This is a genomic window from Allosphingosinicella sp. (assembly GCF_036403745.1).
GTDB lineage: Bacteria > Pseudomonadota > Alphaproteobacteria > Sphingomonadales > Sphingomonadaceae > Allosphingosinicella.
On record NZ_DASWQI010000006.1, the window covers coordinates 21,403 to 37,013 of the forward strand.

Consider the following 15,611-nt stretch of genomic DNA (forward strand, 5'->3'; position numbering starts at 1 on the left):
CCCCGAGTGGCGGTGATCATCCCATGCTACAGGGTGAAGGCGCATATCGCCGCCGTCATCGAAAGCATTGGGCCGGAGGTGTGCGCGATCTACTGCGTTGATGACGCTTGTCCGGACGGTTCCGGGAAGCTGATCGAGGGCGCTATCGCCGATGAGCGCGTCAAGGTTCTCTATCACGACACGAACCAGGGCGTCGGCGGCGCGGTGCTGACCGGCTACCGCACGGCGATCACCCACGGCTGTGACATCCTCGTCAAGATCGATGGCGACGGACAGATGGATCCGTCGCTCATTCCCCAGTTCGTCTACCCTATCGAAACGGGAGCGGCGGATTACACAAAGGGGAATCGTTTCTTCAATCTGGAGAACGTCCACGGGATGCCCATCCTTCGCCTGGTCGGCAACGGAGCCCTCTCCTTCCTGACCAAGCTCTCCTCGGGCTACTGGAACATCTTCGATCCCACGAACGGCTACACCGCGATCCACCGGTCGCTCGGGGAGCTCATCCTCCAGCGCAAGATCGACAAGCGATACTTTTTCGAAAGTGACATGCTGCTCAACCTCTATTTGCTGCGCGCGGTCGTGCAGGACGTACCGATGGAGGCGGTTTACGGCGCGGAGAAGAGCAACCTGCGCATCGGCCGGATCGTCCTGCCGTTCTTCGTAAAGAACGTCCGCAACACCGCGCGACGCTTTCTTGTCCAGTATCTCATCCGCGACTTCTCGCTCGCGACGCTCGAAGCCATAGCGGGGCTCGCTCTCCTCGCCTTCGGCCTGATCGCGGGGGCGGTTTTCTGGGGAAGATCCTATACAGCTGGCCAGTTGGCTACGCCGGGTCAGGTGATGATCGCGGCGCTCCCGATCCTCAGCGGCCTGCAGATGCTCCTCTCGGCGCTCAACTTCGACATGCGCAATGTCCCCACCGTCGTGCGGCATCCACTGGCCCTCCGGCTGCGCAGATGAGCGCCTTCCAGCCGATCACCGATCGCGTGCGGGAGCTGCGGCCCGACCTTGTCCCACGACGCGCTTTCCTGCTCCTCGCGCCCTTTCTGTACGCGGCATATGCCCTCTTGACGCCTGCCTTCCAGAATTTCGACGAGAACCAGCACCTCTACCGCGCCTGGCAGATCAGCACATCGCAGTTGGTGGGGGAGCGGAGAGGGGCCCGGTCGGGCGGCGAACTTCCGCCGGGGCTGGCGCGTGCGACGGTGCAGGAGATCGGGTCCATCACCCCACAGACAGCGAGGCGGACGGTCCGCCGACCGGTCTCCCAAATGTTCGGATGGAACACGCCTATCGGCACCGCCGAGAAGCCGATCTACTACGATTTCTTTGGCGCCGTCGTTTACGCGCCGGTCGGTTATCTGCCGCAAATTCTCGCCGTGCGCATCGGCGTGGCCGCAGGCCTCTCGGTTGAGTGGACGCTCAGGCTCGGCCGGCTGTCCAACGTGGCGCTTTGCCTTGGCCTCGTCTTGTGGGCCTTGAAGCTCATTCCTTATGGCCGCTGGCCGATGGCGATCATCGCCCTTTCGCCCCCGATGGCGGCGGCGGCAGCGTCGTTCGGTCAGGACGCCCTCGTGGGCGGCAGCGGGTTTCTGCTCACCGCGCTCGGGCTGAGGATCGCCGCCGAGCGGCGCTGGACCGGCGCGCGGGCGACGACGGTGGGTCTCGCCACCCTCGCGGTCTCGCTGGCGAAATTCGTATATCTTCCGCTGGTGGCGGTCGCCGTCTTTCCGCTGCCGCGCGCCGTAAGCTTACGGCGCTGGTTCACCCCGCCGCTGCTGATCGGCGCCGCCGCCGCATTTCTCGTCTACGCCTGGATCCGCATCAACGCGCCGGCGCTGGTTCCGTCGTTTCGCCCTTGGGTGCCGACCATGCCGGAGCAGGTCTCGTGGGCCGCGGCCCATCCTCTGGAATTCACCGCGCTGATCGGGCGCACCTTCCTCTTCGAACTGCCGACGCTCTGGGCGCGGTTCTACACCTTTGGCGATTCCACGGTGCCAACGATCTGGGCTGCGGCAATCCCCGGGACCGCAGCGCTGCTGGTTGCCATGGCCTATGGCGAGCGAAACGCCCTGGACCTGACGCGAGGACGGCGGCTGTGGATACTGCTGACCTTTGGGGCCGTGGCCCTGCTGATCGCCTTTGCCATGTTCCTGACCCTCGCCGCCCGCGGTGCAATAGTCATCGAGGGTATCCAGGCCCGCTACTTTTTGCCCGTGCTTCCCTTGGGCGCGATCGGGCTGATGCGGCGTGGCGAAGACGCGCCGCGGGGTGTCATGACAGTCACAATCGCCCTCGTGCTAGCCGCTCATGCTGCAACGCTCGGCACCATCGCAGCCACCTTCTACAGCGTCTAGACTGTGGTCAGGACGATCTTGCCGATGTGATCACCACTTTCCATGCGGCGATGCGCGTCGGCCGCTTGGGCGAGGGAGAAGGTCGCGTCGATGACCGGACGCACTCCGCCCAGCTTCGGCCAGACCTCGCGGCCCAGTTCGGCAGCCAGCGCCGCCTTGAACGCCGCGGGGCGGGCGCGCAGCGTCGAGCCGGTGAGGACGAGCCGCTTCGCCATGATCGGCCAGAGCGGAATCTCCGCCTGGCCCCCGCGCTGGATCGCGATCGACACGTGGCGCCCTTCCTCGGCGAGGCAGGCGAGGTTGCGCGGCACATAGTCGCCGCCGACCATATCGAGCACGATGTCGACGCCGCGGCCGCCGGTCAGCTCCGCAATGCGGGCGACGAAGTCCTCAGCCTTGTAGTCGATGGCCTGCGCTGCGCCGATGTCGATCGCGCGCGCGCATTTCTCCGCGGTGCCGGCGGTGACGATCACCCTGAGGCCGAACAGCGTGCCGAGCAGGATCGCGGTCGTGCCGATGCCGCTCGTGCCGCCGTGGACCAGCAATGTGTCGCCGGCCCTGGCGCGCCCGAGCTGGAAAAGGTTTGTCCAGACGGTGAAGAACGTTTCCGGCAGGGCCGCCGCCTCGACCATCGAGAGGCCGTCCGGCACCGGCAGGCACTGCCCCTCCGGCGCCGCGCAATATTCGGCATAGCCGCCGCCCGCGACGAGCGCGCAGACGCCCTCTCCCGTCCGCGGGCCGCAAACCACGGTGCCGGCGATTTCGAGGCCGAGGATCGACGGCGCACCGGGCGGCGGCGGGTAGAGGCCGCGGCGCTGCATCACGTCCGGACGGTTGACGCCCGCCGCCTCCACGCGGATCAGCAGCTCGCCCGGGCCCGGCTGCGGCACCGGCCGCTCGACCGGCTGGAGCACCTCCGGCCCGCCCGGCGCGGCGGGGTCTATGGCGACCATCGTTTCGGGCATCGTCTCGGGAATATCTCGCATCGCCGCCGATTAACTTGACAGGAGGGGCCGCAACAGCGGATTCTCCGGTCAATGGACCTCGACGAGCTCTTCCCCGCGAAGCCGCAGGACCCGCTGACGCAGCTCGTCAAGCAGGACCTCGATCCGCTGTCGGTCGAGGAACTTCACACGCGTATCGAGACGCTTGAGGGCGAGATCGCCCGCGTCCGCGCCAAGATCGACGCGTCGGTCACCCACATGTCCGCCGCCGAAGCTTTGTTCAAAAAATGAGGGGGCGCGGGGAACAGAAAAGCTTTTCCCCAGCTTTCTTAGAGACCTGCTTGATGACGGGTCTCCCACACCCGACATTGGAGCAAAGCAGTCCGTGATTCCTCGCGGGCTCACAGGAGTGAGTTAAGTGCCGTCATTTGCCCGCGAACTCGAACAGACTTTGCATACGGCGCTCGCCGAAGCGAGCGGGCGTCGCCATGAATATGCAACCCTCGAGCATCTGCTGCTCGCGCTCACCGAGGATGCCCATGCGTCCAAGGTGATGACCGCGTGCGGCGTCGACCTCAAGGAGTTGCGCGATGCCGTAAAGGCCTATCTCGACAATGAACTGGAGGCGCTGAAGATCGACGGGACGACCGACCCGTCGCCGACCAGCGGCTTCCAGCGCGTCGTCCAGCGCGCCATCCTCCACGTCCAGTCTTCCGGCCGCGACGAGGTGACCGGCGCCAACGTGCTCGTCGCCCTCTTCTCGGAGCGCGAGAGCTATGCCGTCTATTTCCTGCAGCAGCAGGACATGAGCCGGCTGGATGCGGTGAGCTACATCAGCCACGGCGTCGGCAAAGGCGAGACCGCCGCCGAGCCGCAGGAGGTGAAGGGCGCCGACGAGGGCAAGCCCGAGGAGGGCAAGAAGAAGAACGAGAGTGCCCTCAAGCAGTTCACCGTCAACCTCAATGAGAAGGCGAAGAGCGGCCGCGTCGATCCGCTGATCGGCCGCGGGCCGGAGGTCGACCGCACCGTCCAGATCCTCTGCCGCCGCTCGAAGAACAATCCGCTCTACGTCGGCGATCCCGGCGTCGGCAAAACCGCCATCGCCGAAGGACTCGCCCGCAAGATCATCGAGGGCGATGTGCCCGAGGTGCTGAAGGACGCGGTGATCTATTCGCTCGACATGGGCGCGTTGCTCGCCGGCACCCGCTATCGCGGCGACTTCGAGGAAAGGCTGAAGGCGGTCGTCACCGAGCTCGAGAAGATGCCGGACGCGGTGCTCTTCATCGACGAGATCCACACGGTGATCGGCGCCGGCGCCACGTCGGGCGGCGCGATGGACGCGTCGAACCTTTTGAAGCCGGCTTTGTCGGGCGGCACCATCCGCTGCATCGGCTCGACCACCTACAAGGAGTTCCGCAACCATTTCGAGAAGGACCGCGCGCTGCTCCGCCGCTTCCAGAAGATCGACGTCAACGAGCCGACGATCGAGGATACGGTGAAGATCCTCGCGGGGCTCCGCACGGCCTTTGAGGACCATCACCACGTCAAATACACGCCCGACGCCATCAAAGCGGCGGTCGAGCTTTCGGCGCGCTACATCAACGACCGCAAGCTGCCCGACAAGGCGATCGACGTGATCGACGAGGTCGGCGCGATGCAGATGCTGGTGCCGCCCAACAAGCGCAAGAAGACGATCACCACCAAGGAGATCGAAAGCGTCATCTCGACCATGGCGCGGATCCCGGCGAAGAGCGTGTCGTCCGACGACAAGAAGACGCTCGAGCATCTCGACCGTGACCTGAAGCGGGTCGTGTTCGGCCAGGACGCGGCGATCGGCGTGCTCTCGTCGGCGATCAAGCTGTCGCGGGCCGGCCTCCGGGATCCGGACAAGCCGATCGGCAACTACCTCTTCTCCGGCCCCACCGGCGTCGGCAAGACGGAGGTCGCGCGCCAGCTCGCCAACATCATGGGTATCCCGCTGCAGCGTTTCGACATGTCGGAATATATGGAGCGCCATTCGGTCAGCCGGCTGATCGGCGCGCCTCCGGGCTATGTCGGCTACGACCAGGGCGGGCTCCTCACCGATGCCGTGGACCAGCATCCGCACTCCGTGCTGCTGCTCGACGAGATCGAGAAGGCGCATCCGGACCTGTTCAACATCCTCCTGCAGGTGATGGACAACGGCAAGCTTACCGATCACCACGGCAAGACGGTCGATTTCCGCAACGTCATCCTGATCATGACCACGAACGCGGGCGCCTCCGATATGGCGCGCGAAGGCGTGGGCTTCGGCGCCCAGACCCGCGAGGGCGAGGACGAGGAAGCGATCAAGCGGATGTTCACGCCGGAATTCCGCAACCGCCTCGATGCGATCGTTCCGTTCAGCTACCTCCCGACCGAGGTGGTGGCGCGGGTTGTGGACAAGTTCATCCTCCAGCTCGAGCTGCAGCTGGCGGACCGCAACGTCCACATCGATCTCGACGAGGAAGCCAGGAAGTGGCTGACGTCGCGGGGCTACGACAAGCTCTACGGCGCGCGCCCGATGGGCCGGCTCGTCCAGGAGAAGATCAAGCAGCCGCTCGCCGAGGAGCTGCTCTTCGGCAAGCTCATCCATGGCGGCGAGGTCAAGGTCACCATCAAGGACAATGCGCCGTCCTTCGAGATCGTCGCCGCGGCGCCCAAGGCGTCGAAGCGGAAGAGCAAGAAGGCCGCCCCCGAGCCCGAGGGCGAGCAGGGCCAGCCGGAGGCCCAGGCCTGATCGCTCCGCCGATCATGGAGTAGAAGAGCCCTTCCCCACCACGGGAGGGGCTCTTTCTTTTTGCGCCCTCTCCTCGCGCCAGCGCGAAAGCGCTACGCTGGCCCGCAAAGGGAGAGCGAGCATGAGCCAGTCACTGACCTTCTACACCCACCCGATGTCGCGCGGGCGGATCGTCCGCTGGATGCTGGAGGAGGTGGGCCAGCCGTACGAGACAGTGATCCTCGGCTATGAGGACAGCATGAAGAGCGCGGAGTATCGGGCAATCAACCCGATGGGGAAGGTGCCAGCGATCAAGCACGGCGACACGGTGGTCACCGAGGCCGCTGCGATCTGCGCCTATCTCGCCGACGCCTTCCCCGACGCCGGCCTCGCACCGCCCTCCGGCAACGCGCTGCGCGGCCCCTATTACCGGTGGATGTTCTTCGCCGCCGGTCCGGTCGAGGCGATTATCACCGGCAAGGCGCTCGGCCTCCTCGCCCCCGCCGACAAGTCGCGCATGGCCGGCTACGGCACGTTCGAGGAGACGCTCGATACGCTCGAGCAAGCGGCGGCGGGCGCGCATCCGTATCTCTGCGGCGAGCAGTTCACCGCCGCCGACGTCTATGTCGGCGCCTCGATAGGCTGGGGCATGGAGTTCGGGATCATCGATAAGCGGCAGGCCTTTACCGACTATGTCGGGCGGGTGAAGGAGCGTCGCGACTACAAGCGGGCGATGGAGATCGACGACGCCCTCATCGCGCAGCAGCAGGCCCAGCAGCCGGCGGCGACTTAGCCCCTCCCCAGCGGGAACGGGAGGATCAGAGCAACCAGGCCGTCGCGGCGCCGATCAGCAGCAGCTTGACCAGCCAGCCGGCGGCATGGCTCGCCGTCACCCGTGGGTCGAGCTTGATGAAGAGGTGGTTGCCAAGCAGCAGCGGCAGCGGGCCGATCAGCCAGATCATCGCCGCGAGCTTCAGTGCGCCGCGCGCGTCGGTCTGGTGCATCTTCCACGCCAGGCCGACGAAACCCGCGGCCGTGACCAGGGCCAGCGCCTGCGCGAGGAGGATCCGGCCGCGCTCGCCGCCCTGCCGCCAGACTTCGGGATAGGTCTGGTAGCGGTCGTGGAACAGCACGCCGGCGAACAGCCAGTCGGCCAGCGAGCCGAGAACCGCGCCCGCCAGCGTCGCCCAGATGAGATTGAGTGTCATGCGATCCTCCCCGGCCGTGAGCGTAGCACGATCGACGCCGTGCAAAAAGAAAGGGCCCGGCGTCGCCGCCAGGCCCTCCCTCGTGCGTCCATCGGAGCAACCTTAGCGGCGGTCGCCCATGAAGCGGAGCAGGAACAGGAACATGTTGATGAAGTCGAGGTAGAGGGTCAGCGCCCCCATCACCGCGCTCTTCTGCGACGCCTCGCCGGTGTTGCCGACGAAGAAGTACATGCTCTTGATCTTCTGCGTATCGTAGGCCGTGAGGCCGGCGAAGAGCAGCACGCCGATGCCGCTGATCGCAAGGCCCAACGGGCCGCTATGGTAGAACATGTTGATCAGCGAGGCGACGATCAGGCCGACGAGGCCGACGATGAGAAAGCTCCCCATGCCGCTGAGATCGCGCTTGGTCGTGTAGCCCCAGAGGCTGAGGCTGGCGAACCCGGCCGCGGTCGCGAAGAAGGTCTGCGCGACCGACGAGTAGGTGTAGACCAGCAGCACCGTCGAGAGCGATGCGCCGACGACCGCCGCATAGACCCAGAACAGTGCCTTCGCCGTGCTCGCCGTCATGCGGTTGATGCCGAAGCTCAACCACATGACCAGCCCGAGCGGCGCCAGCGTCACGAGCCATCCGAGGGGCGTCATGCCGATCCCGCCGTTGGCACGCACGCCGATCAGCGCGTTGATCGCGCCGGTCTGGACGACGAGCAAAGCGACGATACCGGTAAGCAGCACGCCCGAGGCCATGTAATTGTAGACGGACAGCATATAGGACCGCAGGCCCGCATCGACGGCGGTGCGGCCGTCCAGCGTCGTCGCCGAACGCGGCGCGGCGCCGATGCGCGGGTCAAATCCGTTTGCCATGATGACATTCTCCTTGTGCGCGGGCACCCGCCCGCGCGTCTCCCCAATATCGTGGGGCGCGCGGAGACATTCAAGCGAAACCGGTTCGCGCCCCGGCACAGGCTGCGCTAAGGCGCTCGGCCATGCACCGCCTGTTCGTCGCGATCCGGCTGCCCCAAAGCGTCCGCGCGCATCTGCTCGCCATGATGGGCGGCGTAAGCGGCGCCCGCTGGCAGGCCGAGGACCAACTCCACCTCACCCTCCGCTTCATAGGCGACGTGGATCGGCACCAGGCGGCGGATGTCGACGCCGCCCTCGCCTCGAGCCTCCAGCCGCCGTTCGAGATTGCCCTCGCCGGCGCGGGCACCTTCGAGCATCGCGGCCAGCCGGCGATCCTCTGGGCCGGCGTCGCTCCGCAGGCGCCGCTGAAGATTCTGCACAAGAAGATCGACCAGGCGATCGTCCGCGCCGGCCTGGAGGCCGACGGCCGCGCCTACCACCCCCACATCACCCTCGCCCGCCTGCCCCGCGGCGCCGGGCCGATCGGCCACTTCCTTGAGGCAGGCGGCGCCCTTTCCGGCCCCTCATTCCCCGTGGACGAATTCTGCCTGTACGAGAGCAGCCTCACCCCCGCCGGCCCGATATACACGATCGTCGAGCGCTACAGGCTCGGCTGAGCCTTTTCCCGCCGCCACAGAACGTAGGAGTAGACGACCGGCACGCAGACCATCACCGCCACGCACGCGCCGCAGACCCCGGCGAGCAGCCCCGACGGAATCGGCAGCAGTGCGGCCAGGATCATCAGCAGCCCGCCCGCCACCATCAGCTTCCCGCCGAGCCGATGGGTGCGGATCCACACCTCCTCGCTCGCCAGCGTCCACGGCGTGCGGATGCCAACCATGTACATGCTGCGCGATTTGCCGAGCTGGTTGCCGATAAGAACGAACATCGCGCCGATCGCGCCGGCGACGATATGCTCGATCCTCAGCCCCCAGTGGAGCGCGGTGGAGACGATCACGAACTCGATCACCGCGCTCATCAGCAGCAAAGCCGCCCAGCTCCAATAATAGAGGCCGGCGCTGCGCTCGAGATTGGCGAGGCGCGGCTCCAGCGCCGGCAGGCACCAGAGGAGCAGCGAAAGGCCCCCCGCCATGCCGACCGGCAGCAGCAGCGCCACCCACTTTCCGGAATATTGGTCGGGCTCGCCGCCGATTCCGAAATGGGTCGGCAACAGCATGTCGGCCGGCAGCCGGCTGCCCACCCACAAGGCCACCGCCGCCAGCGCCAGCACCATCGCCACCGAGGCGATCCCCATCGACGTCCGGTTCATTCCCCTGCCTCCTTCCCCGCCCCCATCGCCCCCATGAACCCGAGCAACACTTCCTCGAGCACCGAGAGGTTGAGGCTGTACATTATGGTCGCGCCGCGCTGGTCCGCCTGGATCAGCCCCGCTTCCTTCAGCTTGGCAAAATGGCCGGACATGGTCGGCTTCGAGACCTGGAAGGCGTCGGCCAGCTCGCCGGCGGTCTTCGAGCCGCCCTTCAGCATTTCCAGAATCGCGCGGCGCGTCGGATGCGCCAGGGCTTCGAACACGCTGTTCATCAGCGGGCGGCTTGGCCCGTCACGAACGCGGCGATCGCGTCGGCGATCCCCGGCGCCAGCGGCAGCGCGGGATCGCCATAAGTCGCGAAATTGGCCGCACGATCGTCGCTGGCGACCGGCTTCAGGACATGGTTGGCGCCGGGGATCATGACCAGCTTCGCCCTCGGGTCGGCCGCGGCGAGCGCCCTGGCGTCGTCGGGAAGCACCTGAAGGTCCCGCTCGCCCTGGACGATGAGCACCGGCCGGCGGACGCGCGCGGCGAGCGCCGGCGGATCGTAGGAGAGGAGATCGATCAGGAAGCCCTGCACCTGCGGCGCGAACAGCGGCAGCAGGGCCGGGTGCATCCCCGCCGTGTCCGCGCGCTTGCCGGCTTCAAGGCTATCCAGCGCCGCCATCGCCTGTGGCAGCACCGGCGCGTTGGCCGGATTGGCGCGCAATTGCCTGCGGATGGTCTCGCCGAGCCGCCGCCCCGGCGCCGACACCAATACCAGCCCGCATATTCCGTCGGGCTGCTGCCCCGCCGCCAGGGCGACGAGCCCGCCCTCGCTATGCCCCAGCACCCACACGCAGGAGGCGCCGGTCCGCTCCCGCGCCGCCTTCACCCACGCCCGCACGTCGGCGGCATAGTCGGCGATGGTCACCGCATTGCCGTCGGCAATCGCGGGCTTGCTGCCGAACATGCCGCGCTTGTCGATCCGCACCGTCGTCACGCCCCGCCCCGCCAACGCCTCGGCCAGCATCCGGTAAGGCGCGGCCGCCACACCCATAGGGTTGTTGCCGTCGCGGTCGGTCGGCCCGGAGCCGGGAACGATCAGCACGGTCGCGCGCGATTTCCCGGCCGGCGCCAGCAAGGTGCCCTTGAGCGGCGCGAGCGGCCCCGGCGCCTCGATCGGCGCTCCGGCCGGCGCCGGTGCGGCAGCGAGGGCAGCGGCGATAAAGGCAGCGATGAGCAACACGGCGAGTCCCCCAATTAGGTACTTAGGCAAATACCTAATATCCAATCGCGCGTCAACCCCCCACCGCGTCGAGCAGCCGCTCGACCATGCCGGCGTAGCTGCCCCCGAACAGCCGGAGGTGGAGCAGCGCGGGAAACAGCTGGTAGACGGCACGCCGTGCCCGCCAGCCCCGCTCCAGCGGCCCATAAGCGTGCCAGAACCCGTCCGGCGGGGTGTCGAACAGCGTCAGCATCGCGAGGTCGATCTCGGCATCGCCGTAATAACAGGCGGGGTCGATCAGGGCGGCCAGGCTACCGCCGCTGACAAGAATGTTGCCGCTCCACAGGTCGCCATGGAGGTGAGACGCCCGCGGCGCCGCGGGCAGCAGCTCCGGCAGCCGCGGCACCAGCGCTTCGATCCTCGCGCGCCACGGCCGGTCGAGCAAAGCCGCCGTCGAGAGCAGGCGCTGCTCCCCCCAGAAGCCCGGCCAGTCGTCGCGGCGGCGATTGTCGAGGGTGACGGTGCCGATCTCGTAATCCACCGGCCAGCCGTAATGCTCCCCTTCATCATCGTGGAGGCGGCGGAGCGCGGCGCCGAGTTCCGCCCACGCTGCGGCGGTGAAGACCCTGTCGTTCGGCACATATTCGAGCAGCAACAGCGCATCATGCTCCGCCTCGACCGCCGGCGCGGGAACGCCGACCCCGGCAAGGCCCCGCAGCATCGCCGCTTCGGCGGTGACCGCAGCGCCGCCCTTGGCCACCGAAACCCGCCCGTCCGCGCGCCGCACGAGGAGGACTTCGGACAGCTGTCCGCCGGCAAGCCGTTCGAGCCCTTCCTCCGCCACACCGGTCAGCGTCGCGACGCGGTGGCGGAACGCCGTCACAGCCCGGCTTCGTCGGCGATATGTTCGGCGAGAGCCCGAGCGCCCGCATTGACGTCGGCCCAGGCCAGATCGAATTCCTCCTCGCCGCCATAATAAGGGTCGGCGACCGCCGAGCCCGCGCGTCCGGGGACATGGTCGAGAAGCAGCGAGAGCTTCGCCTTCGCGGCCGCCGGCTTCATCCGCTCGAGATCGCGGAGATTGTTCTCGTCCAGGGCGACGATGTAATCGAACCGCTGGAAGTCGCCCGCCTTCACCTGCCGCGCCCGCAAATGGGCGATGTCGACCCCGTTGCGCGCCGCCACCGCCTGCGCCCGCGGATCGGGCGCACGGCCGACATGCCAGTCGCCGGTGCCGGCCGAGTCTACCTCGACCTCGAGGCCCAGCCGCTCCGCCTCCGCGCGAAACGTCGCCTCCGCGAGCGGCGAGCGGCAGATGTTGCCGAGGCAGACGAAGAGCATTGAAACGGCCACAGGAACCTGCCGCATTGCCAAAAGGTGCGCCTCTGCTAGCCATGTCGGACGAGGCAGACAATCGGGGGAGCGGGATGGACGAGGCCGCACAAGCATCTTCCGCCGCAAGCGGCCGCCGCGGCGTCGGCGCCTATGGCTGGTACGCGCTCATCGTCCTCGTCCTCGTCTACGCGATCAATTTCGTCGACCGGCAGATCATCTCGATCCTCGCCCAGGACATCAAGCGCGACCTCCACCTCGACGACGCCCAGATCGGCTTCCTCTACGGCACCGCCTTCGCCGTCTTCTATGCGCTGTTCGGAATCCCGCTCGGCCGCCTCGCCGACAGCTGGTATCGCGGCCGCCTCATCGCCACCGGCCTCGCGCTCTGGTCGGGCATGACCGCCCTTTCCGGCTTCGCCAGCTCGTTCCACATGCTCGGCCTCGCTCGGATCGGCGTCGGCATCGGCGAGGCGAGCGCCTCCCCCGCCGCTTACTCGATGATCTCCGACTATTTCCCGAAGGCGCGGCGCGCGACCGCGCTCTCCATCTATTCGAGCGGCCTCTACATCGGCGGCGGTCTCAGCCTGCCCATCGGCGCGCTGGTCAGCAGCCGCTGGAACCACCTGCATCCGAATCCCGCGACGGCCCCTCTCCACCTCGCCGGCTGGCAAGCTGCCTTCCTCGCCGTGGGCATACCGGGCCTGCTCCTCGCTTTGTGGGTGCTGACCCTCCGCGAGCCGCAACGCGGGGCTTCGGACGGCCTGCCGCAGCCGGTGGTGCGCGAGGGGGCCTGGCGCAGCTTCGGTGCCGAACTCGTCGCCATCCTGCCGCCGCTCACTCTGATCGCCGCCGCGGCGAACGGAACCCTTGCGGCTAACCTCATGGGCCTCGCCGGGATCACCTTCGCCGCTCTCGGGCTGATCCGGCTGACGGGCGACGCCCCGCAATGGGTCGCCTATGGCATCGGCGCCTATGCGATCTACTCGTGGGTGCTGGTCCTCCACCGCCGCGACAAGCCGACCTGGCAGTTGATCTGGGGCTCGCCCACCGTGGTGATGCTCGCCATCGCCTTCGGCAGCATCTCGTTCATCACCTACGCCGTCTCCTTCTGGGCGGCGCCCTATGCGCTCAGAACCTTCTACGCCGGCCCCGCGGACGCCGCACGCTACCTCGCCGGCGCCACCGCCCGGGACGAGGCTTCGCTGATCATCGGCACGACGGCCGCCATCGCCGCCGCCGTCGGCGTCATCTCAGGCGGCATCCTCGCCGACGCGTGGCGGCGCCGCGATCCGCGCGGGCGGGTGTTCGTCAACATCCTCGCCGTCGTCCTGCCCCTCCCCGCGGTCGCGATCATGTTCACGACGCGCAGCCTGCCGCTCTTCTATGCCATGAGCCCGGTCGCGCAGCTGTTCGGCTCGATGTGGGTCGGCGCCGCGGTGGCGACACTCCAGGACGTCGTCCTCCCCCGCATGCGCGCAACCGCCGGCGCGACCTACGTGCTCGGCACGACGATGGTCGGCCTCGCGCTCGGCCCCTATTTCGCCGGCAAGATGTCGGTCGTGACCGGCAGCCTCGCCGGCGGGATCGCCTGGCTCTACGTCGTCCCGCCTTTCACGCTCGTCGCGTTGTGGGCTGGCGCGAACCGTCTCGCGGCACTCGAGGAAAGCAAGGTCGAGCGGGCACGCCTCGCCGGGGAGCCCGTCTAGCCCGCGGCGAGCACCCCGCAGGCGATCCGCGCGCCCGAATTGCCCGAGGGGTCGGTGCGGTAATCGTCCGGCTGGGCATGAATGACGATCGCCGCCCCGTCCGCGTCGAGAAGCACATTGGGACCTGGGCCCGTGAGCGCCGCCCCGCTAAGATCGAAATCGAGCGTGCCGCGGCCGTCAGCGGCAATGGTCAGGTTCGGAAGATCCCCCATGTGCGAACCGGCGGGATTGTCGCGGCCATGCTGGCGCGCCGTCGGGTTCCAGTGCGGCCCCGCGCTGGCGAAGGCCGGCACCTCGCAGCGGCCTACCGCGTGGAGGTGAACGCCATAAGTGCCCGGCGCCAGGCCCGCCGCCTCGACATGCACGGACAGCCCATTCGGCCCCTGCCGGATCTTCGCGCGGGCGACTGTCCTTACCGCGGCATCGGCAATCGCCGCAGAGGCCGAAGGCGCGGGCGGGGGGACGGTGGCGCAGGCGCTCAGCCCGACCATTCCGGAGACGAGTATGGCATGGCGCAGTCGCATCGATCGCCTCCTTCTGCTGCCGCGATCTTAGGCGATCGGCGGCTTGAAGAGTAGCCCGCTCAGCCCCGCGGGGGGCGCCCGACGCCGAACCAGCGCAGCCCGGCCTCCTCGACATCCTCGATCGGATAGACATTGCGCAGGTCGACGAAATTGGGCTCCGCCATCGTTCGCGCCAGGCGCGGCAGGTCGAGCGCGCGCAGCACGTCCCACTCCGTCACCAGGGCCACGGCGGCGGCGCCGTCGGCGGCGGCATAGGGGCTGTCGGAGAATTCCACGCCCGGCATCAGCGGCCGCGCCTGCTCGACGCCCTCCGGATCGTAGCCCCGGACGATCGCCCCGGCATCCTGCAGGGCCCGGACGATGCTCAGCGACGGCGCGTCGCGCATGTCGTCGGTATTGGGCTTGAAGGTGAGGCCGAGCAGCGCGACAATCTTGCCGCGCGCATCGCCGCCGAGCGCCTGGACGACCTTGCGGCCCATCGCGCGCTTCCGAGCATCGTTGACTGCCACCACCGACTCGACGATGCGCAGCGGGGTCTGGTGGTCCTCGGCCGTCTTCAGAAGGGCGAGCGTGTCCTTGGGAAAGCACGAGCCGCCATAGCCCGGCCCGGCATGGAGGAATTTCGCGCCGATCCGATTGTCGAGGCCGATGCCGCGGGCGACGTCCTGCACGTCCGCCCCCACGATTTCGCACAGATCCGCGATCTCGTTGATGAAGGTGATCTTGGTCGCGAGGAAGGCATTGGCCGCATATTTGGTGAGCTCGGCGGTACGGCGGCTGGTGAATAGGAGCGGCGCCTTGTTCAGGTAAAGCGGCCGGTAGATTTCGCGCATGATCTCCGCCGCATCTTCGTCCTCGGTGCCGACGACGATGCGGTCCGGCCGCTTGAAGTCCTCGATGGCGGCGCCCTCGCGCAGGAATTCGGGGTTGGAGACGACCCATGCCTTTGCGTCCGGCGCCGTCTCGCGGATGATCCGCTCCACCTCGTCCCCGGTGCCGACCGGCACGGTGGATTTGGTCACGACCACGGCCGGCTTGCGCAGCGCTCGCGCGATCTCCTCGGTCGCGCCGAAGACGTAGGAGAGGTCGGCATGGCCGTCCCCGCGCCGGGAGGGGGTTCCGACCGCGATGAACACGGCGTCAGCCTCCGCGACCGCGCCGGGAAGGTCGGTCGTGAAGGAGAGGCGGCCGCCGCGGACGTTGCTCGCCACCAGGCGGTCGAGGCCCGGCTCGAAGATCGGCATCACGCCCCGGTGCAGCGCGTCGATCTTGGCCGCGTCCTTGTCGACGCAGACCACGTCGTGGCCGAAATCGGAGAAGCAGGTGCCGGAAACCAGCCCGACATAGCCTGTCCCGATCATTGCAATACGCATCGAAATTCCCGCTGCGGAATGAGGGTGGAAAGAGGCGCCGATAGCCC

17 protein-coding genes are annotated in these 15,611 nt (G+C 67.8%); 7 read left to right on the forward strand and 10 right to left on the reverse strand.

Annotation, left to right across the window (positions count from 1 at the left end; genetic code table 11):
• The first annotated feature begins 6 nt into the window (after nucleotides 1-6).
• Nucleotides 7-963 (forward strand): glycosyltransferase family 2 protein, encoded by a 957-nt coding sequence (locus VGC56_RS00830; protein WP_464122646.1) that lies wholly within the window; start codon nucleotides 7-9, stop codon nucleotides 961-963.
• Nucleotides 960-2,360 carry a DUF2142 domain-containing protein gene (locus VGC56_RS00835; protein WP_464122647.1) on the forward strand — a complete coding sequence of 467 codons (1,401 nt, stop codon included), beginning with the start codon at nucleotides 960-962 and terminating at the stop codon, nucleotides 2,358-2,360. Before VGC56_RS00830 ends, VGC56_RS00835 begins: the two co-directional genes overlap by 4 nt.
• On the opposite strand, the gene VGC56_RS00840 is transcribed toward VGC56_RS00835, so the two are convergent.
• A complete protein-coding gene (locus VGC56_RS00840; RefSeq protein WP_464122648.1) occupies nucleotides 2,357-3,346 on the reverse strand; it encodes an NAD(P)H-quinone oxidoreductase in 990 nt (329 codons plus the stop codon). The genes VGC56_RS00835 and VGC56_RS00840 overlap by 4 nt on opposite strands.
• Before the next feature lie 51 nt (nucleotides 3,347-3,397).
• On the opposite strand from VGC56_RS00840, the gene VGC56_RS00845 reads away from it, so the two are divergent.
• The 3 genes from VGC56_RS00845 (at nucleotide 3,398) to VGC56_RS00855 (ending at nucleotide 6,834) form a co-directional block, all read left to right on the forward strand.
• Nucleotides 3,398-3,595: a DUF1192 domain-containing protein gene (locus tag VGC56_RS00845; protein ID WP_464122649.1), complete on the forward strand. Its 198-nt coding sequence runs from the start codon at nucleotides 3,398-3,400 to the stop codon at nucleotides 3,593-3,595.
• 127 nt (nucleotides 3,596-3,722) lie between these two features.
• Entirely contained in the window at nucleotides 3,723-6,062 is a 2,340-nt protein-coding gene (clpA, locus tag VGC56_RS00850) for an ATP-dependent Clp protease ATP-binding subunit ClpA (protein ID WP_464122651.1), read from the forward strand.
• A gap of 121 nt (nucleotides 6,063-6,183) precedes the next feature.
• Nucleotides 6,184-6,834: a glutathione S-transferase family protein gene (locus VGC56_RS00855; RefSeq protein ID WP_464122652.1), complete on the forward strand. Its 651-nt coding sequence runs from the start codon at nucleotides 6,184-6,186 to the stop codon at nucleotides 6,832-6,834.
• 25 nt (nucleotides 6,835-6,859) lie between these two features.
• On the opposite strand, the gene VGC56_RS00860 is transcribed toward VGC56_RS00855, so the two are convergent.
• The gene (locus tag VGC56_RS00860) at nucleotides 6,860-7,249 is read right to left on the reverse strand and encodes a DUF1761 family protein (RefSeq protein WP_464122653.1); all 390 of its coding nucleotides are present in this window, start codon (nucleotides 7,247-7,249) and stop codon (nucleotides 6,860-6,862) included.
• Nucleotides 7,250-7,351: 102 nt separating this feature from the next.
• Nucleotides 7,352-8,110, reverse strand: coding sequence for a Bax inhibitor-1/YccA family protein (locus VGC56_RS00865; protein ID WP_464122654.1), 759 nt, complete (start codon nucleotides 8,108-8,110; stop codon nucleotides 7,352-7,354).
• Nucleotides 8,111-8,232: 122 nt separating this feature from the next.
• Between VGC56_RS00865 and thpR the strand changes: the two genes are divergently transcribed.
• On the forward strand, nucleotides 8,233-8,766 hold the full coding sequence (gene thpR / locus VGC56_RS00870; protein WP_464122655.1) for an RNA 2',3'-cyclic phosphodiesterase: 534 nt from the start codon (nucleotides 8,233-8,235) through the stop codon (nucleotides 8,764-8,766).
• On the opposite strand, the gene VGC56_RS00875 is transcribed toward thpR, so the two are convergent.
• The 5 genes from VGC56_RS00875 to VGC56_RS00895 are packed head-to-tail and all read right to left on the reverse strand — an operon-like array spanning nucleotide 8,751 to nucleotide 11,979.
• A complete protein-coding gene (locus tag VGC56_RS00875; protein ID WP_464122656.1) occupies nucleotides 8,751-9,419 on the reverse strand; it encodes an SdpI family protein in 669 nt (222 codons plus the stop codon). The two genes, thpR and VGC56_RS00875, sit on opposite strands and share 16 nt — an antisense overlap.
• Complete coding sequence (locus VGC56_RS00880) at nucleotides 9,416-9,691, reverse strand: autorepressor SdpR family transcription factor (RefSeq protein WP_464122657.1); 276 nt, start codon at nucleotides 9,689-9,691, stop codon at nucleotides 9,416-9,418. The genes VGC56_RS00875 and VGC56_RS00880 overlap by 4 nt, the downstream gene beginning before the upstream one ends.
• Nucleotides 9,691-10,647, reverse strand: a complete 957-nt coding sequence (locus tag VGC56_RS00885) for an alpha/beta hydrolase (RefSeq protein ID WP_464122658.1) — start codon at nucleotides 10,645-10,647, stop codon at nucleotides 9,691-9,693. The genes VGC56_RS00880 and VGC56_RS00885 overlap by 1 nt, the downstream gene beginning before the upstream one ends.
• A 52-nt stretch (nucleotides 10,648-10,699) precedes the next feature.
• Nucleotides 10,700-11,509, reverse strand: coding sequence for a fructosamine kinase family protein (locus VGC56_RS00890; RefSeq protein WP_464122659.1), 810 nt, complete (start codon nucleotides 11,507-11,509; stop codon nucleotides 10,700-10,702).
• On the reverse strand, nucleotides 11,506-11,979 hold the full coding sequence (locus tag VGC56_RS00895; protein ID WP_464122660.1) for a low molecular weight protein-tyrosine-phosphatase: 474 nt from the start codon (nucleotides 11,977-11,979) through the stop codon (nucleotides 11,506-11,508). The genes VGC56_RS00890 and VGC56_RS00895 overlap by 4 nt, the downstream gene beginning before the upstream one ends.
• 41 nt (nucleotides 11,980-12,020) lie before the next feature.
• Here VGC56_RS00895 and VGC56_RS00900 point away from each other — a divergent pair, with 41 nt between their 5' ends.
• Complete coding sequence (locus VGC56_RS00900; protein WP_464122661.1) at nucleotides 12,021-13,667, forward strand: spinster family MFS transporter; 1,647 nt, start codon at nucleotides 12,021-12,023, stop codon at nucleotides 13,665-13,667.
• Here VGC56_RS00900 and VGC56_RS00905 read toward each other — a convergent pair.
• Entirely contained in the window at nucleotides 13,664-14,191 is a 528-nt protein-coding gene (locus VGC56_RS00905) for a superoxide dismutase family protein (RefSeq protein WP_464122662.1), read from the reverse strand. The two genes, VGC56_RS00900 and VGC56_RS00905, sit on opposite strands and share 4 nt — an antisense overlap.
• Nucleotides 14,192-14,250: 59 nt before the next feature.
• Complete coding sequence (locus VGC56_RS00910) at nucleotides 14,251-15,564, reverse strand: UDP-glucose dehydrogenase family protein (RefSeq protein WP_464122664.1); 1,314 nt, start codon at nucleotides 15,562-15,564, stop codon at nucleotides 14,251-14,253.
• Nucleotides 15,565-15,611 lie beyond the last annotated feature (47 nt).